This is a genomic window from Fictibacillus sp. NPDC058756 (assembly GCF_042746035.1).
Lineage (GTDB): Bacteria > Bacillota > Bacilli > Bacillales > Fictibacillaceae > Fictibacillus.
In genome coordinates this window covers 40,894-61,746 of record NZ_JBHYPU010000001.1, presented here as the reverse complement: position 1 = coordinate 61,746, position 20,853 = coordinate 40,894, and the positions used below count along the sequence as shown (strand labels likewise).

Sequence of the window (20,853 nt, the reverse complement as noted above, 5' to 3'; positions counted from 1 at the left end):
CCCGCAATTGTTGCATTTTACAGCAGAATATTAGATGCCATCCGCATATCTCCTTTACATTTTTTCATCTGAAATATATAGAATATCAATTTAAATAAGAGTTTTAATGACGTACTTAAACAAACCGAAGTAACTCTTTTTATACGAAAACGATTCATAGTAACAAATAATTTTTAAACATTAGCAGTGTGATTTTACTCGATAAGGCTGGTTTTAATAGGGTTTATCGTGGTGATGATAGACATGTCTATATTATTAGTTTAGTGGATTTGAAAATTTAATAAAAATAACCGTATCCTTCAAAGATACGGTTAAAGTAACAAATATTAATGATATTGTTTAGAGCCTGTTTATATAATACCCGCACTTCTCCATGCCAAAAGCTCACTTTCAGTTATATGAAGCAACTTTTTAAGTACTTCGTCAGTATGTTCTCCCTTTTCTGGTGCAGACGGCAGATCTTCTGTTCTCAGCCCGCTGTGCATCTTAACCTGACCGCCTGCATGCACGGCTTCTTTTTCTAAAAAATACGGGTGCTTAGCGAGTTCGTGTCCCTCAAGAACAGGAGTAAGACAGCAGTCCGTATCCATACCGAACTTACTCCACTCATCCATTGTTCTGCTCTTAAAGAGTTCTATCATTTTCTTATAGATAGAACAGTCTGTCGTAGTTCTTGAAAACTGCAGCGGTATCCAATCCGGACGATCTACTCCCAGGCAAAAGTTGTTCCAGAACTTTGATTCCAGTGCTCCTAGACTTACAAAACGGCCGTTCTTTGTCTCATACAGTGCATAAGAAACAATACTACCGTTTAATACACCGAACCCGTTTCTTGTTCCGGTTTCCTTTTCTATCAAAACATGATTGACCATAAAGGAAGCCATGACCTCAGTGATGGAGATAGAATGATAGCTCCCCTTGCCTGTTATTGATCGGGAAACGAGTCCTGCTAAAATCCCTTCGTTGGCTGCCATCCCTCCAATAAAGTCTGCAAACGTATTAGATGGGTGGATTGGACGGCCATTATCATCCTTAAGCTGAGCGAGTGCCCCGCTGAGTGCCATGTAATTGATATCATGGCTGCCAAGAGTGCTTAAAATGCCGTCCTGTCCATATCCAGATATGGAACAGTAGATGATTTTCGGATTTACTTTGGATACTTCTTCAAAACTGAGACCGAGTTTTGCCATTTTGCCAGGACGGAAACTTTCAATAAGTACATCCGCTTCTTTTACAAGACGAAGGGCTATTTCCCTCCCTGATGCATGTTTCAGGTTCAATGTGATACCCTTTTTCCCCCGGTTATTTGCCTTAAATCCAATTCCTTCTCCATTACTTTTTGGACCTGTAGTACGGGCAGGGTCGCCTGATGGAGATTCCACCTTAATGACTTCTGCCCCCATTTCTGTAAGCCTTAATGTGGCGAACGGTCCGGGTAAATACTGACTGAAATCAATAACCCGCACACCTTCCAGCAGCTTGCTTGAAAGATGTTCTGTTCTTTCCTTCAGCATTCTTACAATGCTCCCCTGTTCGTTATGAACAGATCCTCTAATTGTTTACGTAGTACGAATTTTTGAATTTTGCCGCTCGCGTTTCTTGGGAGAGCTTCACAGAAAATGTACTTACGCGGACGTTTATAATTGGCGATTTGGTCACTGCTTTTACACCATTCATCAAGCTCTTCTTCTGTTACATCATGATCCTTCTTTACAACAAAAGCTGTTACCGTTTCGCCCCAGCGGTCATCCGGCTGCCCGACAACAGCGGCATCAAGCACACCTTTATGAGCATGAAGAACATCTTCAACCTCTCTTGGATATATGTTTTCACCGCCGGAAATAATCATGTCATCAACTCGGTCCTTTACCCACAAGTACCCTTCTTCATCTAGGTAGCCGATATCGCCTGAATGATACCATCCCTTATATAAAGCCTTTTCCGTCGCCTCTTCCCTTTGAAAGTAACCGGACATCATGCAAGGACCTTTGACAAGGATCTCACCGGTTTCTCCAGGCGGCATAACATCATCAGGGTCAGACGGTCCATTTTCATTCGGGCGGACAATGCGAATCTCATGATTAAGACATGCCTGTCCTGCCGATCCGGCTTTTGTGAGCTGATCTTGTTCACCAAGAAACGTAATAGCAGGACCCATCTCGGTCATTCCATATGCTTGGACGAGCGTTAGACCTAGTCGTTCGTGGCAAGCATGGACAAGGGAAGGAGCCATTGGCGCAGCCCCATACAAACCGGTCTTTAAACTCGATATATCAAATTGTTGCAAATCTTCTTGAAGGAGCATATTCCACATGGTGGGCGCTGCAAAAAATTTCGTGATTTTCTCTTCTTCAATCAAGCTAAGCACCTTTTTGGGATCAAACTGATGAAGAATGACATTGCTTGCTCCGACATGTATTCTTGGTAAAAATGCGCAATGGAGTTCCGCACAATGAAACATGGGCGCCGTTACAAGTCCTGCATCAGAAGAATCAAGCTTCGTTGCACCTATAACGATTAAACTTTGTTCTGCAATTTCACGGTGGGAGTGGAGCACCCCTTTAGGTCTTCCCGTCGTCCCGCTGGTATACATGATGGCGTACAGGTCATTTTCATCTACAGGTAATTCTGCCAGCTCTGAAGAGGCTCCCGACACTTTTTCATGATAGCTCGCGGCATATTCAGGACACTCTCCGTCAATCTGCCAAAATAAAGCTCTCGTAAATCGATCCTTGATACTAGTTACTGTTGGCTCAAGAGCTTTTTCAAAGAGTACAACCTTAGGGGCTGCATCATGAAGGATAAACGCCACTTCTTCAGCCGTCAGACGGAAATTGATGGGGTTGAAGACAGCCCCGATTTTTGTGCAGGCAAGGAATGCAGTAGCGAGTTCTTCCGTATTGAATAAAAAGGTTGAAACTCGGTCACCCTTTGTCACTCCTTCTTTCATGAGTGCATTGGCCAGTTTATTTACCTGGACGTTCCATTCGCTGTAGGATAAGCGCTGATTCTTCCTGACATCATAAATCGCCTCTTTGTTTGGAAACTTTTGCACGGTCAAATCAAATATTCTGCCAATTGTTGTCCCCATCTTAATCCCTCCGTTATCATTAGATTCAGCTTATTTCTAAAGGCCGTTTTCGCAAACATTGTTGCTCTTGAAAGTCGTTGATTTCCTCCTTTCTATGAATTTATTTTTACCGTTGATAAAATTCAAATTACTGTTCATAAAAATCGAATTACCTTGCATAAAATCCATCACTGCTGAAATTAACCCTTTAAGCTAATCAAGCCTTTCTATAATTGTGGCATTCGCCATTCCGTGCCCTTCACACATCGTTTGCAGCCCATACCTTCCTCCAGTCCTTTCAAGCTCATGCATTAACGTAACCATTAAGCGGGCACCACTTCCGCCGAGTGGGTGCCCTAGTGCAATCGCACCGCCATTCGGGTTGAGCTTCTTAGGATTGGCACCTGTCTCTTTTAACCACGCAAGTGTGACAGATGCAAAGGCTTCATTCACTTCAAAAATATCAATGTCATCAATGGTAAGACCTGATTTTTCCAATGCTTTTTGTGTTGCTGGAATCGGACCTGTCAGCATGAGAGTTGGATCCGATCCAACCACAACACGGGTATGGACTTTAAACCGGGGTTTAAGCCCGAGTTCTTCTGCTTTTTCCCGGCTCATTAAGAGCATAGCGGCAGCTCCATCACTGATCTGGCTTGCATTTCCGGCATGGATGACGCCATTTTCTATAAAAGCTGGTTTCAAGCTTTCCAATGCTTCAAGTGATGTTTCCTCGCGCGGTCCAGAATCCTTGGAAAACACCGTTCCATCTGAAAGCTGTACAGGAACGATCTCCCTGTTAAAATAGCCTTCAGCTTGCGCACGAAGTGCTTTTTTATGACTTTCGAGTGAATAGCGGTCGAGATCTTCTCTCGTAAACTCGTATTTTACAGCGATTCGTTCCGCCGACAATCCCTGATGAATCACTTCATAACGTTCCTTTAGAGCCGGACTGAAACCCGTTCCCTGATAATTCGATCCCATTGGCACACGGGACATGCTCTCAACACCGCCTGCGATCACAACATCCATATCCCCGGACAGAATCGCTTGTGCTGCAAAATGTACAGCCTGCTGACTCGAACCGCATTGGCGGTCAATCGTTGTACCAGGAACCTCGATCGGCAGACCCGCAATCAGTGCGGACACTCTTGCAATATCTCCCGCCTGTTCACCTGCTTGAGTGACACATCCTAAGATGACATCTTCTATTAAATGTGCATCTATGCCTGTTCGATCTACCAGTTCCTTTAGAACAATAGCTGCCAGATCATCCGGGCGGATATCCTTCAGACCGCCATTTCTTCTTCCAACTGCTGTTCTTATTCCTTCTACAATTACAGCTTCTCTCATCTCTTCTCCCTCACTTTTCTATGTGTAAAACGTTCTATAAACCTAAGTTTTTAGCAATAATGACTTTCATAATTTCGTTTGTACCAGCATAAATGCTTGCGACCGGAATGTCTCTGTATCTTCTGGCAATCTCGTATTCTTCCATATACCCATAGCCGCCGTGCAGCTGCATGCATTCCCCCGCAATCCGCTTTGCTGTATCGGTAAGCTTCCATTTAGCCATCGACACCTTTGTTACGATATTTTCGCCAGCCATATGCTCGGCGATAAGCGCATCAAGGAATGCCCTGCCCATCTCAATATCTGTTGCCATCTCTGCCAGCTTGAACTGTGTATTTTGAAACTGACTGACAGGACGGCCAAAAGCCTCTCTGCTCTTTACATAATTGAGGGTCTGCTTAAACATTTCCTCAGCTGCTGCCTGTGCGCCTATCGCCACTACAAGCCTTTCCTGCTGCAGTTTTTCCATCAAATATGTGAAACCTTTTCCTTCTTCACCAAGAAGGTTATCTTTATGAACGCGGCAGCCCTCGAAAATAAGTTCTGCTGTATCCTGACAATGAAGACCGACCTTATCCAGTTTCCTTCCCCTTGTAAACCCGGGAGTATCTCTTTCAACTACAAATAAGCTGACGCCCTTATGTTTTGGTTTTGCATGAAGGTCTGTTTTACAAGCTACAATGACCAGATCTGCATGGATTCCATTCGTTATAAATGTCTTTTGTCCGTTAATGATGTAGTGGCTGCCTTCAAGCTTTGCAGTTGTTTTGATACCCGCAAGATCAGACCCTGTTCCGGGCTCAGTCATGGCAATCGCAGTGATGATTTCTCCTGTCACACAGCGCGGCAGCCAGCGTTGTTTTTGCTCTTCTGTACCGTAGGCTGTGATATATGGTACGACAATATCATTATGAAGCCCGATTCCAATTAGACCTGAGCCTACTCGCTCGAGCTCTTCACTAATGACAGCAGCAAAACCCCAGTCAACACCGCTCCCGCCATATTTTTCTTCAATATCCGGGCAAAGAAAGCCTTGATCGCCCATTTTGGTCCAAAAAGAACGGGGGATTATCCGATCTTTTTCCCATTGATCATAATAAGGATAAGCCTCTTTTTCTAAAAACTTTCTTAATGATTTACGAAACATCTCATGATCATCATTCAAAAAAGAACGCTTCATTTTCTGCAACCTCTTTCCATTGATGTTATTTAGGTTATTACTTCACACTATGCTCTTCATTAGTAAGGGCATTCATTTTTTGACGAAGCTGGTATTTCAGAATTTTTCCGGAAGCATTGCGAGGAAGCTGCTTTTCGATAAATATTCGCCGCGGCACTTTATAGCCGGCAAGCTTTTGACGGCAGAAGATAATCAGTTCCTGCACATCTAAAAGAGCACCTTCCTTCAGAACTACAACAGCTGTTACGGCTTCTCCCCACACTTCATCCGGTAAACCGATGATGGCAGCATCAAGAATAGCAGGATGCTCATACAGAATCACTTCAACCTCTGCTGAATACACATTTTCTCCACCAGAAATGATCATGTCTTTTTTCCGGTCGACAAGCGTAATGTATCCTTCTTCGTCCATCGTCGCCAGATCACCCGTATAGAGCCAGCCATTCTTTAGAGCTGCTTTCGTCTCTTCAGGCTTCTTATAATATTCCTTCATGATCGTTTCACCTCGTAGGATGAACTCCCCAACAGTACCGGGACTTACATCCTCACCGTTTTCATAAACTACGCGCGCTTCTGTAAGGAATCCGGCCTTGCCGCTCTTTCCCAGATGAAGCTCATGCCCTTCTGGATCAAGAAAAATGCCTCCTGGTCCCGCTTCTGTCAGTCCGCACAGATTATAAAACTGGTCTGTTTTAAAAGCTGTGATGCTCTTGCGGACAAGTTCAGGCGGCATTGGAGCAGCTCCATAACCGCAGCGCCTGATCGATGACAGATCATATTCCGTTATATTTGGTACTTGCAGCATGAAATTATACATAGCAGGAACAGCAAACAGATGTGTTATTTTGTGTTCCTGGATAGCTTGAAGCGCTTTTACAGGATGAAAATCACGATGGATATAGTGCCTGCCGCCAAGTATAACGCCTGCGATCATAAATAAATTCAGCTGGGCTGAGTGAAAAAGAGGGGCTAGGTGTAGGAAGCGTTCATCCTTTTTCAGCTCCATATTAACGAGCATGGTCAGGCTTACTTTGAAAATCTTGTTATGATCGAACAGGGCACCTTTTGGCCGTCCTGTCGTCCCTGATGTATATAGGATTTCGAGATTATCCTGGTCAAAAATTTCTATTTCCGGCTCGTTTTCATTGTGGGAAAGAATGTTGTTATACAGGAGATTACCTTGGCCAGCAGTGTTTCCGAAAATAATGGCTTGGACGTCTGTTCCATTTCTTGCTTTGTATACAGTGTCTTCAAATTCACTGTCACACAATACGAGGACAGCATCGGACTGAGTGAATATATACTGAACTTCATCAGGCGTCAGCCTATAGTTCACCGGCACCACAACGGCACCAATCTTCGCGATGGCAAAAAAGGAAATCATAAAGTAATCGGAATTCTTCATGAAAAGAGCAACTTTCTCTCCTTTTTTAACACCTAGGCTAATTAATCCATTTGCCAGCCTGTTTACAGCCCTGTTCAGTTCTCCATACGTGTAGGTTCGTCCTTCACAATCAACCGCAAACCTTTCAGGAAAATTTCGTGCGTTCTGAGCCAGAAAACCGCCAATATGCATGTGCCTTCCTCCTCACTATTCATTCGTTCATTAGTTCATATGCAATATTTATGCCAACATGAAGATAAACCAAGATAATTAAAAGCTGTACGTTTATCAGGATTACATTGTTTGATAGTTTGACAGGCAAATAAAAAAAGTGTCCCGAATATGGACACTTTAAAACACTTATTGAAGCTGATATTTTCTAATTTTTTCGTATAAACCTGATCGGCTAATCCCTAGCATTCTAGCAGCCTTGGCTTTGTTTCCATTCATCTCAGAGAGCGCTTTTTTAATCGTTTCAAGCTCTGCATTTTCAACCAGTGAAATCGATCGATCTTGTCTTTTTTCAGGCAGTGCTTTTAACATATAATCCGGCAGGTCCTCAAGCTGAATCTTTCCATGCTCGGCAAAGGTCATGGCTCGCTCTAGGATATTCTTTAATTCCCGTACATTACCTGGCCAATGATAATGGAAGAGCGCGTCCTTAGTATCCTTCTCCATCCCGGTTATAGTTGTACCCAGCATTTTGTTAAGTTCTTCAGTCAGTTTTTGTGTTAAATAAGGAATATCTTCACGTCTTTCCCTGAGCGGTGGCACTTGAAGTGAAATCACATTCAAACGGTAATACAAGTCTTCTCTAAATGTCCCGTTCTTCACCATTTCCTCGAGATCACGGTTCGTTGCTGCAACAATCCTTACATCAACATGGATCTTCTTCGTCCCGCCAACCCGGTAAAACTCCCGCTCCTGCAGCACCCTTAACAGCTTCGCCTGAAGTGCAACAGACATGTCACCTATCTCATCGAGAAAAAGAGTCCCCCCGTTTGCAAGGTCGAATTTTCCGATCTTCCCCTTTTGTCTGGCACCAGTAAAAGCGCCTTCCTCATATCCAAAAAACTCCGATTCTAGCAGTTCTTCTGGTATCGCAGCACAGTTTACAATGACAAACTTTCCTTTGCTTCTCGCACTGCTGTTATGAAGGGCATGGGCAAAAAGCTCCTTGCCTGTTCCGCTTTCTCCCCTTATTAAGACGGTAGAACGGCCTTTGGCAGCTTTTGCAGCACTTGACTTTAGCTTTTCCATATACGTATTGACACTCCATATATGCTCCCATGTAAATCGGGCAGATTCTGCCTCATTGTACTGCTGGTGATAAAAGCTTGCTTTGCTTTCAGCCCGCTGCAGCTTTTTAAACAGTTCGCTGACTTCATTCAGCTGCCTGAACATGACTTTTCCAATCGCGCCAATAACCTTTCCATCTTCTAGGATAGGTATCCGCTGGACGATATAGTTGATACCGTTGATCTCCATCATATCGCTGACTTCTGCTGTCTGTGTTTTATACACGTTTTTAAGATCAATCTTCGGCAAAACTTTATCAACGGGTTTATTTAATAATTCGTCTTCCTGAAGGTTGAACAAATCTAAAAAAGGCGGACTTACCATTTGAATCCGCTCCTTTTCGTCCGCCATAATAATACCGTCATACGCATACTTAAGTGTCGTTTCCAGTGTTTTTTTGAGTGCTTTAACCGTCTGCAAGGAATTAACCGATTTAAACAGAGACATCACCATATCCGTTTTGGTTAAAATGCCAGCTACTGTCCCATCATCATTCAGAACAACCCCGGTCCCAACCTTGCTTGATTTTACTCTCGTCTCAATTTGTTCAAATGGTGTATGAATTTCAATTGTTTCGACATGACGATTTATGTACTTTTCAATAGATGTTGATAATGGGCAGCCATCAGAAATCATCCGGTAAAGACTGCTCCTTGTAAAAACGCCAACCGGCAGTCTTTTCTCATCTGTCACAGGAAGTAAGTTCCACTTTTTTTGATACATCAGCTCCATCGCTTTATTCATAGACATTTCCTCTGTGACCACAAAGTCCATTTCCGTCATGATCTCTCTAAGTTCCATTCATCCACCTCCATTTCACTCTATTCTTATCTTAACAGTTTTCGTATCGTTTTTTGAATTTTCTAACATAAATAAGTGGAGAAAATAATTGGTTTCAGTAGGTCCCCCGTCCGGTTAGGATAATTGCGGGTCCATAAAAAAAGCCGACGCCAAAAAATACATTAAAAATGTACTTTTTGAGTCAGCTTTTTCTTAAAATAGTCCCATTTTTAGCGCTTTGTTATTTAGGCTGCATTCGTATAGCTCCATCGAGACGTATTGTTTCTCCATTCAGCATCGTATTCTCAACAATGCTTTGTACAAGCTGCGCATACTCTTCTGGAAGACCGAGCCTGGACGGGAACGGAACCATTTTTCCAAGTGCTTCCCGTGCTTCTTCCGGAAGCATTTCAAACATCGGTGTATGGAAAAGTCCCGGAGCAATTGTCATCACACGTACACCAAATCTAGCAAACTCCCTTGCAAGAGGAAGTGTCATTCCAACCACTCCGCCTTTTGAAGCGCTGTATGCAGCCTGGCCGATTTGCCCCTCAAATGCTGCAACAGAAGCCGTATTAATAATTACGCCTCTTTCACCTGCCGCATTTTCCACATTTTTAACCACACTCTCAGCTGCCAGACGGCATACGTTAAACGTACCAATCAGATTAACGGAAATTACTTTGGTGAAAAGATCCAAACTATGCGTTCCCTTTTTTCCAAACACTTTTTCAGCTATACCAATGCCGGCACAATTGACAACTGTATTAACGGAACCCATTCGATTTACTGCTGAAGCAACGGCTGCCTTGACTTCCTCTTCACTCGTTACATCTGTTTTAACAAAAGAAACAGATGAACCAAGTTCTTTAACAAGCCGATCCCCCTGTTCCACAGAAAGGTCGAGAATCACAGCCTGACCTCCGTTTTCAACAATCTTCCTTACCGTTGCCTCACCAAGACCTGAAGCCCCGCCTGTTACAAGCGCTTTAGACTCTTGAATATTCATCATCATCCCTCCCGCTTGTGAAGAGATGCAAGATTTATGCCAACAAATAAACAGGGATATGCCCTGCTTTAATGTCTGCTATGTGTACATATTGTTTTAATTCTGGTCAGAATTTGCACATCATGATATTTAATCACTTGTGAAAAGCCCCTCCCAATAAATCTGCTCAACCGGCACAAGCTCATCAGCTGATGAAAATACGTGATCTTACCAAATGAAGCATGGTGACGGTTCTACTTCTTCCTTTAAAAACCAAGAATTAATACGTTCCCGTGTTTTCCCTCGATTTAATTTAAAGATAGTCAGACACGTTTTGTTGAATTTCAAATCTATTATATTTTATGCATGAATTTACATTATTTTGAATTTTTTCCCTGCTATCACTTTCAATAAGTGATAAAATATATCCAATAGACTCTCCAAAGAATTATATTATCAACAGATAAAAGCCTCTTTATTATAGGGCGGTTGCGGGAATATATACAATTTTACAAAAAAATAATTTTAACTGACAAAAAAGGCAGCTCCCTGATGAGGGATACTACCTTCGTTTAAGATTATTATGAATAGGTAGGAGCAGGGAATTCATCAATTCTCATACGAAGTAAACTATATGGTTTTTCCCGGAGATCTCTTCCATAATGAAATCTCGCCTGCCGATGTAATTGATTCACAATGACATATAAGTATTGATCGGGGCCAATCGAAAAAGTATCCGGCCATAAAATTCTCGGGTCATGTGCGATGGTTTCTATTGCGCCATTCGGCAATATCTTCCGGATACTGTTGTTTTCATAGTCTCCCGCATAAACGGTTCCCTTTATGCCAGTGATCATTCCATCAGACGCACCTTTTTCTCCCCAATACTGCACATATTGGGATAAATTCATGTCCTGTATCCTTCTGTCTCTTAGGGCTTCTGTTGAGATTGAGAACAGTTGTCGGCTGGTTAGCGGAGCATAAAATAAAACCTTTCCATCAGGAGAAATCGCTAAACTATCGGAAGCCAATCTAAATGGGAAAGTCGAGCCGTCCGGGTTTCGATTCATCAAAATTTCACCTTCTACTTTCGGTAAAAAATAGGGATCAGGTGAAGTTGATATTGCCCCATTTAACCGTCTAAACGCGTCTCCATTTTCTAAATCTACGACGATAATAGCCCCTGGCCCTCTGGAAGAAGAATCCGTTATATATGCATAGCCTGCTCTTCCAACCCGAAAATCCAAACGGACATCATTCAGATAAGTTGTTGGCAAGACAACATCTTCTGTAAAGGTATATACTCTTCTTATTGTATTCGTGCTTAAATCAACAGCAACTAATTTTGCTCCCCCTTGAATAGGTTCAGAAAAATTTGGTGCCCCTGTATCTAGTACCCAAAGTGTTCCTCTTCCATCAGCAACGATACTTTGGACACTGACGAAAGACATTGTAATATTACCAACATTAACCAAATTGGTTTCTAAACTGGGATAAGGCTGCAATTCACCCTCAACAATTTCCGCTACAGTAAATTGAACGTCGTCTCCCCATTTCGGAAAGCAAACAAAAATACGACCGGTTTCGGAAACGCTGACACCTGTAGGCATAGCCCCATAAAAAGCATGCACCAGTTCAAACTGCCCAAAATATTTTTCCATAGGTAATATAGGTTGCATGATATCCTCCTCATCAAATCCGAACGGATATCAACTATATATGATAAAAATTTTTTGTAGTGCCTGGTTCTTGATAAATTTTTCTATCGTGATGGATGCTGTGGGTTTCAACTTCCCATTATAAAAAGGTTGGTTTTATTAACGCTAGAATGAAATTATTTAAGAACCTCATTTACTTATGGTACGGTTCTCCGTGTCTAAACAATATGAGGTTTTTTATTTTGTTAACTAGCATGTAAAGCTTCTCTTCTTAATTTTCTGGGGATATTTAGGTCTGCCATCACAAATATTAGATTAATTATTTTGTCGTAATATTTTTAATTTTCTTTTTATTAATCGACAAATTTTTTGAAGAGCTTGTACTAGAATTAATTTGTGATTCACATTAAATTTACATAAGGGAGTAATGTTAATGAAAAAGAAACTAGCTGTGCTATCTATTTGTTCGGCTTTATCATTTTCTTTAATTGTTGGGGTCCAATCGAATCAAACAAAGGCTGCAACGGAGAAGGAACATTATGTAATAGCGTATAAAGGGAAGCTGCCGGGTAATTTCTCAGAAACAATCTCGAAGGCAGGAGGGAATGTTGAAAGAGTTATACATGAAATCGGAATTGTTGAGGTTGCATCCTCCGATCCAACTTTCCTATCAAATATAAAACAAGATACTAACATTCAGACTGTTGGAAGAGAACTTGAAGCATACTTAGAAACCGATCCAGATAACAAAGTTAATTTTACTCCTGGTAACCCAGATGGAGGCAAAATTACTTTGGATCCAAATGCAGACAGCTATTGGGATAAACAATGGGATATGCAGCGTTTGACTCATGATGGCGATTCTTATGAGCTAAATGATGGTAACCGTGATACCGTTGTAGCCGTCATTGATACAGGAATTGACTTCAGCCATCCAGATTTAAAGGATAACGCTGATCTTGCTGGATCAAAAACATTTGTACCTGGAACAAAAGATGCCTGGGATAAAAATGGTCACGGAACACATGTTGCTGGATCAATTGCCGCCAATGGAAAGGTTAAGGGAGTAGGTCCAGAATTAACAGTCCGAGCTTACCGTGTATTTGGTGCAACAGGAGGAGCACAACAATCTTGGATTACTGATGCAATTGTAGCTGCAGCAAACGATGGCGTTGAAGTTATTAATATGTCCATTGGGGGCTGGCGTTGGATGGCTCATAACCTTGGAGAAAAAGGTGATTCCGCTTCAATGGTAGCTTATCACCGTGCAATTCAGTATGCTATCCAAAAAGGGGTTACAGTGGTTGTATCTTCAGGGAATGATTCCAAAGATCTAAACAATTTGCATGATATGCAAGCTTATTGGAAGGATACTTATGGTTTGGACATTAAGGGCCCATCTCGTGTAGTACCAGCCCAAATTCCTGGAGTTATTACGGTTTCTTCATCTAATGAGTGGTCAACAGATCATATTGCATTCTACTCTAATTATGGAAATGCTATTGACGTTGCTGGCCCTGGTGGGGATAACGGTCCGTTATACGACAGTTTGTTCCGTGCAGACCCAAAAGGCAACTATTTAAATAAACGTGATTTTACGTATCGTACATTATCAACTTATCCTTCTTATCCTGTAGGCGGAGGTAATGCTACAACCCAATTTAGTGATGGACAATGGCATGGATATTCTTATTTACACGGAACTTCAATGGCAGCACCAAAAGTTGCTGGCGTGGCTGGAGTCATTAAAGCAGCTCATCCTGAGTACTCACCTGCTCAAGTAGCCGCAGCAATCAGACAAAGCGCCATTGATTTGGGCAAAGTCGGGGCAGACCCACTTTATGGAGCTGGCGAAGCCAATATTTATAACTATTTGTTGAATGATAATTAGTAAAGAACAGACCACTGAGACTAATCTCAGTGGTTTTCCTTTTGTATTTTTATCATTCATATTCACTCTAAAGTGTATTCTACTCACTATATCTACTGAACATTTTGATTTAAAAACCCCATTTACTTATGATATGGTTCATTTCTATTTATTCGGAAAGCCCGGTAAATTTGTTCGATCAAAACCAGTTTCATCAGCTGATGCGGATAAGTAATCTTCCCAAAAGAGATCTTTTCATTCGCCCGCTTCATAACTGCTTCACTTAAGCCTAATGAACCACCAATTACAAAAGCAACTTTACTCTTTCCGTACGTTGCCAGTTTATCTAGATTTTCCGCCAGATCTTCTGAAGATATTGCTTTTCCCTCTATCACCATGGCAATGACATGCACATCTTGTCCAATTTTTGCTAAAATCCGTTCACCTTCTGCATTTTTCACCATGATCATTTCCTGGTCACTTAATGTTTCAGGTGCTTTTTCATCTGGAACTTCTATAATATCTATCTTTGCGTATGGTACAAGTCTCTTTAAATATTCGTCTATTCCCTGCTTTAAGTATTTTTCCTTTAGTTTCCCTACAGAAACAATTGATATATTCACTTGTTGAAAACTCCTTTTCGCAATAAGTTATCCCCAGAACTTATCCACATATGCACAATTAAGCCCATATATTGTAGGCGTTCATATGTTCGATACTTTATATGCGCCTGGTTCATCACAATATTCACATGCTGTTGATAACTCGCCTTTTCCTGTTAGTAACTCGACAACTGGTGCTGTTTCAAATTCATCCACAATGATGTCAATCGCAAGCTCAGCATGCTCTTTGCAACAAATAATCTTCATTTCACTATTCTCCTTACTTATCCACAATTCTCTATCTTACACTACCGAATTCTTCGTCTTCTGTAAACGACATACATGTAAAAAGTTGTCCACATATAGCGTTTTGTCTTCAAAATAAAAACAGGGGGTAGTTCCCCCTGTTTTTATGTTTGCTTACCTAATTCAACTTTAGCTGATTGTTTTTTACCATCTCGATAGAAAACAACTTCAACTTCTTCGCCGATTTTAGTCTTTGTATAAAGGAATTTACGAAGTGCGATAGGATCATTGATCTTTTCGCCATCCATTTCAACGATAACATCCATTTCTTTTATGCCAGCTCGTGCTGCAGGAGATGTTGGTGTGATCTCCATGACTACGATGCCGCCTTTTACACTGTCTGGAATCTTTAATGTCTGTTCACGGTGATAGGTGTTAACTTGAGAAAGTGGAATAATATTTACTCCTAAGAATGGTCTTCGTACTTCTCCATACTTTTCAAGATCCTCAATAATGGGTCTTGCTACATCAGACGGAATCGCAAAACCTATTCCTTCTACTTCCTGCTGAGCAATTTTTGATGAATTAATCCCAATTACCTGTCCCGCTATATTGATAAGCGCTCCACCGCTGTTTCCAGGGTTAATCGCTGCATCAGTCTGAATAACTTCTGCCTGCCAGTCAGGGTTGCCGTCTTGATCTAGGTCAACTGGAATAGAACGGTCAGCACTTGAGACAATTCCTTGAGTGACTGAACCAGGAAAGTTACCTAGAGGGTTTCCGATTGCAATTGCCGGTTCCCCGCGTTTTAAGTCACCAGATGTACCAAACTCAGCTACATCCTCTATCTTGCTTCCATCGATTTCTACAACCGCTAAGTCCATTAAAGGATCTGTACCGCGAAGTGTCCCTTTAAGCTTCGTTCCATTGCTTAAAGTGATTTCGATCTGGCTTGCATCAGCTACCACATGGTCGTTCGTTACAACGTATGCTTTATCGCCTTCTTTTTTATAAATAACTCCTGATCCACTACCGGCTGGCTGCTGGCTCCAAAAATCAGTTTGCTGAATATTCACCACTTCTACCACTGCATCTGATGCTTTGTCTACTGCATCAGTTACGTTCGTAGTAAGATCAACATCCACGTTTCTCTCAATCGCATTTTCATCAGCACCAAGACCGTTTTCCTCTTCATTTGAAGGATACAGGTTATCCGGAAGCAAACCGGCACCTCCCAATGCTGGCACTGTAAATAATACAAGCAAACCGCCCAGAATCGCTCCTAGCAAAGCTGGTAGAAACTTTCCTCCACGGTTTCCTTTTTGTCGAGATGAGGATTCTTGATCTCCATCATAATAACCCATGTAAGTCATCACCGTTCCTTTCAACAATGAAGTGTTCGAATTCATAACCCATTATAAGTAATAAGTCCTTAAATTATGGACATTTTGGGTTATTTTTCATAATTTCCCACACTTATTGTTATTTCCTGAAACGGTTTACTTTAAACAAGTAAGTTATTTAAACGACTGCCAACTTTGTTGGCTGACTGGCATCTGTATCATGTAAAATAACTTGATCTCCAGTCGAGATATCATGGGTTTTCAATGTTTGCTCAACTGCAAGTCGTGCGATGTCTTTCATGTTATTATCTTTGCTTAGATGAGCTAAATATATATGTTTAGTGCCGTCCCCAATTACATCAGCTAGAGCATGTCCGCAATCTTCGTTAGAGATATGTCCATGGTCTCCTAGAATACGGCGCTTAATATTCCATGGGTATCTCCCCATCATCAGCATATTAATATCATGATTGGATTCGATAACTAGAGAGTGACTGTCGCGGATGATGCCTTTCATACGGTCGCTCACATAGCCTGTATCGGTCATTAGTGCGAGTTTCCTGCCGTTATGATGAAATACATAGAACATCGGCTCAGCGGCGTCATGAGACACGCCAAATGACTCTACCTCAAGGTCATTAAACGTTTTGACCGTTTCCATCTCAAACTCAAACTTCTGTTCCGTATTCACTTCCCCAATTAATCCGTTCATCGCGTTCCACGTATTTTTATTTGCATAGATTGGAAGCTTAAATTTTCGGGCCAGGACACCCAGCCCTTTTATATGGTCGCTGTGTTCATGAGTGACTAAAATGCCGTCGATATCTCCCACTTCTCCACAAGCGGCTTTTTCAAAAAGAATTTGTATCTGCTTAGCGCTGAGTCCTGCATCAACAAGCAGCCTTGTTTTCTCTGTTTCTACGTAAATTGCATTTCCCGAGCTCCCGCTGGCGAGAACACTGAATTTTAAACTCATGACCGCATGTTCCTTTCTACTCCTCTTTTTCAGATAAAACTTGAATGGAACTGTCAGTTGCATTGACTAAATATTGTCCGTTCTCTGTTTCTATCAGCCAGGTTGGTGCATACACCTGAAGATCCCCAACACCTACAAGACTGTAGTATCCTAGTTTGATATTTTTAATTTTATGGCCTTTTTTCAAGTGGCTAGTATCCAATAAACGTCCTAATGCTTTTTTGGGAGTAATGATTTCTTGGAAGGCACCTTGACGCATTATTCCTAAATAAGTTTGTGTAAATTCCGTTAAATTCCCCTTATCGTCGAGCTTGAATTTAATCATGCCATTTGGTGCTTCATAATCCAGTTCTGAACCTTTTGGGGTTTCAAAATTAGCAGCATTATAAAAAATCGGCTTTTCTAAGTAAACCTGGTTAAACCAGATGATCTTTTCTTCCTTGTCCCATTCATAAAATCTATATTCTTTGCCGCGAGTAACATTTTCTTCTAAGAATTTCCCTAACTCATCAATTAGATCTTTTGTATCCTTTTCAGGAAGATCAATAGGTTCTTCCAGCTTATAGTGAAGGGTAATGTCAGTGCTGGCATCCTCATCAAGTGAAATGTTTTTTGAACTTAGTTCTTGCTCTTCTTCCGTAAATTTATAGCGCTGTGCACTAATTAAGGTCTGCTCAGCTTTGTATTTTGGAAGTTTATCCTGATATGAAATTTTATTGATCGCTAACCTTTCTTCTAAAGGCTGCTCCGAAAGGTAGGCAATATTGTTTATATCGTTCTTTTGGTAGAGCTGGTAACCAAGAAACAAGTTCAAGACAAGAAAGGTAAGGATAAAGATGCTTTTTGTTTTCTTCCAATCCAATTAAAACCCTTCCTCTCTGTCTTCTTTAAATAATGGCTCCCAGCCTTTTATGTCATAATTGATAAACCACTGCGGTTCAAGCATATAGATATGAGGTTCACGCTTTTTCATGGTATATCCGATGCGAATGTCCTTAATATAGTTGGTGTTATAATCAGATTCTTTCAGTTTATTTATAACTGAGTCTCCAGATTGTATCGTAACTTCTTCTGTTAATGAAGAAGGAATGGACGTCTCGCTTAAATCCAGCTGAACTAAAGATCGTTCATATTCCTGCAATTCGTTTTCGTACCAAGTTAAACTCATTTGTATGTCTGGATCGAGTACAGGGAGGTTTTCAACAAACAGCCAAAAGTCAGTTGTATAGGTACCTATATTCGATAAAATATATGGATTTCCCCAGCCCGCATGAGTATTAATATAGTCTATCGATTGAAAGAGCGGTGAGATTTGGGTTGTATTCGGATTTGCGGATCCAGCAAAATTTGTATACGTAAAACGATTTTGCAGGATTTTAACGACCATTGCTGCTGTTCCATCCGCATACGTTATTTCATTATCGCTTGTTGCACTCTTTACAGCTTGTGGATCTTTAAAGAGGGCTTTCTTATACAATTCATACGTGTCTTCGTTTGTCGCTCTAGAAATATAGTTATATTTGTTAAGTTCCAGCTTGTTTTTCGGGAAGTAGAACCTTTGCTGAATTTCATTCTGGCCATCGTCATTCCGCTGTTCAATATCATAAGAAAGATAAGGAACCAGACTGCTATTGGCAACCATTTCATCCATGTCATTTATTAATGGAAGCAGCGCATTATTAGAAGCTTTAATCTTTTGCATCTTCTTTGACTGATAGGATACTAAATATCCTTCTATACTGCCTGAAGAATCACTTTTGTAAAGAAAGATCCTGTCGACGTATTGCGGTTTGCTTGCCGTAATTTCCGATTCAAAAGAGAATACTTCTTTATAGATTTCTTGTGTCATTTCTACAGGATAGATAACTTCAATGTATTGGTGATCAGTTTCTTTTATCAATTTGTCTTCAGGATCATACGGCAGAGTTCTTGTACCGGGTTCAATAATAAACTTAGTTTCTTTTAATGTGTTGTGAAATTTTTCTATTACATTATTGGCTTCTGCCCCATATAACTTGCTCCCGTTATGATAGATAACTTGCGTTGGATTGACTACGTCTTGAATTTCCGCCGGATCATCTACTTCTTGTTTTTTTACGGTCCGCGCGTCTTCTAAAAATGGATAGCTTGGTTTAAACGTCCATAGACTCCAAGTTAGTACAAGGCTTAATAAAATAAGCGCAGTTAGTGTAACCGATTTGATAAGTTCATAGTTCTCACGGAAAAGAGTAATTATTTTTCTGGTATTTGTAATCCATTTTAACCAATTCATCGCTGCCCCTCCCTAACTTTTCTTAAAGGAAGAGTAAAATGTATCGTCGTTCCTTGTCCCCATTCACTTTCTGCCCAAATATCCCCGCCATGTGCAAGAACAATTTCTTTTGCGATCGCAAGACCAAGTCCTGTACCGCCAAGGTCTCTGGAACGAGCACGGTCGACACGGAAAAATCGATCGAAAATTTTAGACACATTGTTTTTTGGTATCCCTACACCTTGATCAGAAATACTTACTTTTACTTTTCTTCCTGTGATTGAAACAGCAACGGTTATAGTACCGCCTTCAGGAGAGTATTTCATGGCATTAGAAATGATATTATCTAGCACCTGAGTCATTTTATCTGTATCTAACTGAACAGGTATCACCCCGTCAGGGAGAGAACGGGACAGTTCAATGTTCTCCTTCTCAAGCATCTCAAACCGTTCAATAATACCATCGAGGAAATCTACTAAATCAATTTCACGGAAATTAAAACGATAGTCTTTGCTGTCCATTTTTGATAACTGAAGCAAGTCTGTAACAAGACGGATCATACGCTCTGTTTCGTTTTGGGTCACTTCTAAAAAGCGTGGCGCGATGTTGTCATCCTGCCATGCCCCATCCGCAAGAGCTTCCAGATAGCTTCTCATCGTAGTAAGCGGTGTTCTTAATTCATGAGATACGTTAAAAACGAACTCTCTTCGTTCATTATCAATTTGTTCTTGTTCCGTAACATCATGCAATACACAAATCAGACCATTAATCGGCCCATCGTCTTTTTGAATCGTTGAAAAGTTTGCTCGGACGACATAATGAAGATCATCTGTACTGAAATCCAGCAGCATGGATTCATATTCGTTATAGAGCTCTTCCCACGTGTAATTTGTATTTAATCGCAATAACTCCATTAGCGATGTCCCAAGGGCATTCTGTCTCGATATGTTCAGCATTTCTTCCGCACGGTCATTCATTAGAATGATCGCTCCATCCCGGTCGGTTGCAATTACTCCATCTGTCATATAAGTTAAGACCGAACGAAGTTTTCTTCTTTCACTCTCTGTTATAGCTGTCGCTTCCTGAAGCTTTTTCGTCAGGTTATTAAACGTCATCGCAAGCTGACCGATCTCATCATCTCCGTAGAGCTGTACTTTACGGGAAAAGTCGCCTCTTGCCATAACGAGAGCCTGTTTTCTCATGTCTGCCATCGGACGCGTAATCGTGCGCGCCAAAAAGACACCGAGAAGTCCTGTAATAATAAGGGCTATTACAGTACCGGTAACTAAAATGTTATTGATTCTTTGTATTTGTTTAAAAATGCTTTCAATTGATGCCTCCAAATAGATCGCACCGATGGTTGGTCCGTTATTATCTATTTTTATCGGCTTAGCAAGAACCATAACCCGCTCGCCTTCAGGAGTCAGCATGACCTCGTCATCCACTGTCCCTTCAAGCGCCAGTTTGATTTTAGGATTGAAGCTGACCTGGCCTAGTAATCTAGGATTGCTGCTTGCCAGTACAGTACCTTCTTTATTAAGAACCTGAACTTCTTTCTCTTCAAATTCCTCGTCAATTAACGCTTGAATATCAGCTTCAAGCGTTTTTTCAGATGTTTCTCCATCCTCAGTTTTTTTCTCTTTGTAGCTCTTTTCGTCCTTCATTTTCTGCTCAATATTAAACTCCAGCAAATTCACTCTGTCATAAAGTGATTTTGTGAAGTTCTGCCGCAGGTCAGTCTCTAAATTGTTAATAAAATAGACGCTGATCACCTGCATGGCTATTAATATGAGCAAAACATAAATCAATACAAATTTCACATGTATTGATTTAAAAAAATTGACTTTATCCAT

The 20,853-nt window shown here is 41.1% G+C and carries 16 protein-coding genes; 1 reads left to right on the top strand and 15 read right to left on the bottom strand.

Translation table 11 applies throughout. From position 1 onward, the window contains the following. Positions 1-350 precede the first annotated feature (350 nt). The 8 genes from ACFW35_RS00300 to ACFW35_RS00265 form a co-directional block, all read right to left on the bottom strand. Positions 351-1,514 carry a CaiB/BaiF CoA transferase family protein gene (locus ACFW35_RS00300; RefSeq protein WP_379842922.1) on the bottom strand — a complete coding sequence of 388 codons (1,164 nt, stop codon included), beginning with the start codon at positions 1,512-1,514 and terminating at the stop codon, positions 351-353. A gap of 2 nt (positions 1,515-1,516) precedes the next feature. After that, positions 1,517-3,091, bottom strand: a complete 1,575-nt coding sequence (locus tag ACFW35_RS00295) for a fatty acid--CoA ligase (RefSeq protein ID WP_379842921.1) — start codon at positions 3,089-3,091, stop codon at positions 1,517-1,519. Positions 3,092-3,283: 192 nt separating this feature from the next. Next, a complete protein-coding gene (locus tag ACFW35_RS00290) occupies positions 3,284-4,423 on the bottom strand; it encodes a thiolase family protein (RefSeq protein ID WP_379842919.1) in 1,140 nt (379 codons plus the stop codon). 34 nt (positions 4,424-4,457) lie between these two features. Then, a complete protein-coding gene (locus tag ACFW35_RS00285; RefSeq protein ID WP_379842917.1) occupies positions 4,458-5,603 on the bottom strand; it encodes an acyl-CoA dehydrogenase family protein in 1,146 nt (381 codons plus the stop codon). Between the two features lie 37 nt (positions 5,604-5,640). After that, complete coding sequence (locus ACFW35_RS00280) at positions 5,641-7,179, bottom strand: acyl-CoA synthetase (RefSeq protein WP_379842916.1); 1,539 nt, start codon at positions 7,177-7,179, stop codon at positions 5,641-5,643. Between the two features lie 168 nt (positions 7,180-7,347). Further along, complete coding sequence (locus ACFW35_RS00275) at positions 7,348-9,087, bottom strand: sigma 54-interacting transcriptional regulator (RefSeq protein WP_379842914.1); 1,740 nt, start codon at positions 9,085-9,087, stop codon at positions 7,348-7,350. Between the two features lie 220 nt (positions 9,088-9,307). Next, the gene (locus ACFW35_RS00270) at positions 9,308-10,075 is read right to left on the bottom strand and encodes a 3-hydroxyacyl-CoA dehydrogenase (protein WP_379842913.1); all 768 of its coding nucleotides are present in this window, start codon (positions 10,073-10,075) and stop codon (positions 9,308-9,310) included. A gap of 560 nt (positions 10,076-10,635) precedes the next feature. Continuing rightward, positions 10,636-11,733, bottom strand: a complete 1,098-nt coding sequence (locus tag ACFW35_RS00265) for an L-dopachrome tautomerase-related protein (protein WP_379842911.1) — start codon at positions 11,731-11,733, stop codon at positions 10,636-10,638. 412 nt (positions 11,734-12,145) lie between these two features. On the opposite strand from ACFW35_RS00265, the gene ACFW35_RS00260 reads away from it, so the two are divergent. Continuing rightward, entirely contained in the window at positions 12,146-13,603 is a 1,458-nt protein-coding gene (locus tag ACFW35_RS00260; RefSeq protein WP_379842909.1) for a S8 family serine peptidase, read from the top strand. 122 nt (positions 13,604-13,725) lie between these two features. Here the strand turns inward: ACFW35_RS00260 and rlmH are convergent, their stop codons facing one another. The 7 genes from rlmH to walK all read right to left on the bottom strand — a co-directional run bounded on the left by rlmH (position 13,726) and on the right by walK (position 20,853). Next, a complete protein-coding gene (gene rlmH, locus ACFW35_RS00255) occupies positions 13,726-14,205 on the bottom strand; it encodes a 23S rRNA (pseudouridine(1915)-N(3))-methyltransferase RlmH (RefSeq protein WP_379842908.1) in 480 nt (159 codons plus the stop codon). Between the two features lie 81 nt (positions 14,206-14,286). Next, complete coding sequence (locus tag ACFW35_RS00250; protein ID WP_379842906.1) at positions 14,287-14,451, bottom strand: CxxH/CxxC protein; 165 nt, start codon at positions 14,449-14,451, stop codon at positions 14,287-14,289. Positions 14,452-14,594: 143 nt separating this feature from the next. Then, entirely contained in the window at positions 14,595-15,794 is a 1,200-nt protein-coding gene (locus tag ACFW35_RS00245) for a S1C family serine protease (RefSeq protein ID WP_379842905.1), read from the bottom strand. Positions 15,795-15,951: 157 nt separating this feature from the next. Further along, a complete protein-coding gene (locus ACFW35_RS00240) occupies positions 15,952-16,749 on the bottom strand; it encodes an MBL fold metallo-hydrolase (RefSeq protein ID WP_379836914.1) in 798 nt (265 codons plus the stop codon). Between the two features lie 16 nt (positions 16,750-16,765). After that, positions 16,766-17,611 (bottom strand): two-component system regulatory protein YycI, encoded by an 846-nt coding sequence (locus tag ACFW35_RS00235; protein ID WP_379842903.1) that lies wholly within the window; start codon positions 17,609-17,611, stop codon positions 16,766-16,768. Beyond that, a complete protein-coding gene (locus ACFW35_RS00230; RefSeq protein WP_379842902.1) occupies positions 17,612-19,021 on the bottom strand; it encodes a YycH family regulatory protein in 1,410 nt (469 codons plus the stop codon). After that, positions 19,018-20,853, bottom strand: a complete 1,836-nt coding sequence (gene walK, locus ACFW35_RS00225; protein ID WP_379836920.1) for a cell wall metabolism sensor histidine kinase WalK — start codon at positions 20,851-20,853, stop codon at positions 19,018-19,020. The genes ACFW35_RS00230 and walK overlap by 4 nt, the downstream gene beginning before the upstream one ends.

What these genes read in the sequence shown, in the direction of transcription:
- ACFW35_RS00290 (WP_379842919.1), bottom strand. Translation starts at nt 4,423, where the DNA reads ATGAGAGAAGCTGTAATTGTAGAAGGAATAAGAACAGCAGTTGGAAGA.
- ACFW35_RS00265 (WP_379842911.1), bottom strand. Translation starts at nt 11,733, where the DNA reads ATGCAACCTATATTACCTATGGAAAAATATTTTGGGCAGTTTGAACTG.
- ACFW35_RS00280 (WP_379842916.1), bottom strand. Translation starts at nt 7,179, where the DNA reads ATGCATATTGGCGGTTTTCTGGCTCAGAACGCACGAAATTTTCCTGAA.
- ACFW35_RS00285 (WP_379842917.1), bottom strand. Translation starts at nt 5,603, where the DNA reads ATGAAGCGTTCTTTTTTGAATGATGATCATGAGATGTTTCGTAAATCA.
- walK (WP_379836920.1), bottom strand. Translation starts at nt 20,853, where the DNA reads ATGGATAAAGTCAATTTTTTTAAATCAATACATGTGAAATTTGTATTG.
- ACFW35_RS00240 (WP_379836914.1), bottom strand. Translation starts at nt 16,749, where the DNA reads ATGAGTTTAAAATTCAGTGTTCTCGCCAGCGGGAGCTCGGGAAATGCA.
- ACFW35_RS00250 (WP_379842906.1), bottom strand. Translation starts at nt 14,451, where the DNA reads ATGAAGATTATTTGTTGCAAAGAGCATGCTGAGCTTGCGATTGACATC.
- ACFW35_RS00275 (WP_379842914.1), bottom strand. Translation starts at nt 9,087, where the DNA reads ATGGAACTTAGAGAGATCATGACGGAAATGGACTTTGTGGTCACAGAG.
- ACFW35_RS00260 (WP_379842909.1), top strand. Translation starts at nt 12,146, where the DNA reads ATGAAAAAGAAACTAGCTGTGCTATCTATTTGTTCGGCTTTATCATTT.
- ACFW35_RS00295 (WP_379842921.1), bottom strand. Translation starts at nt 3,091, where the DNA reads ATGGGGACAACAATTGGCAGAATATTTGATTTGACCGTGCAAAAGTTT.
- ACFW35_RS00230 (WP_379842902.1), bottom strand. Translation starts at nt 19,021, where the DNA reads ATGAATTGGTTAAAATGGATTACAAATACCAGAAAAATAATTACTCTT.
- ACFW35_RS00245 (WP_379842905.1), bottom strand. Translation starts at nt 15,794, where the DNA reads ATGGGTTATTATGATGGAGATCAAGAATCCTCATCTCGACAAAAAGGA.
- ACFW35_RS00270 (WP_379842913.1), bottom strand. Translation starts at nt 10,075, where the DNA reads ATGAATATTCAAGAGTCTAAAGCGCTTGTAACAGGCGGGGCTTCAGGT.
- ACFW35_RS00300 (WP_379842922.1), bottom strand. Translation starts at nt 1,514, where the DNA reads ATGCTGAAGGAAAGAACAGAACATCTTTCAAGCAAGCTGCTGGAAGGT.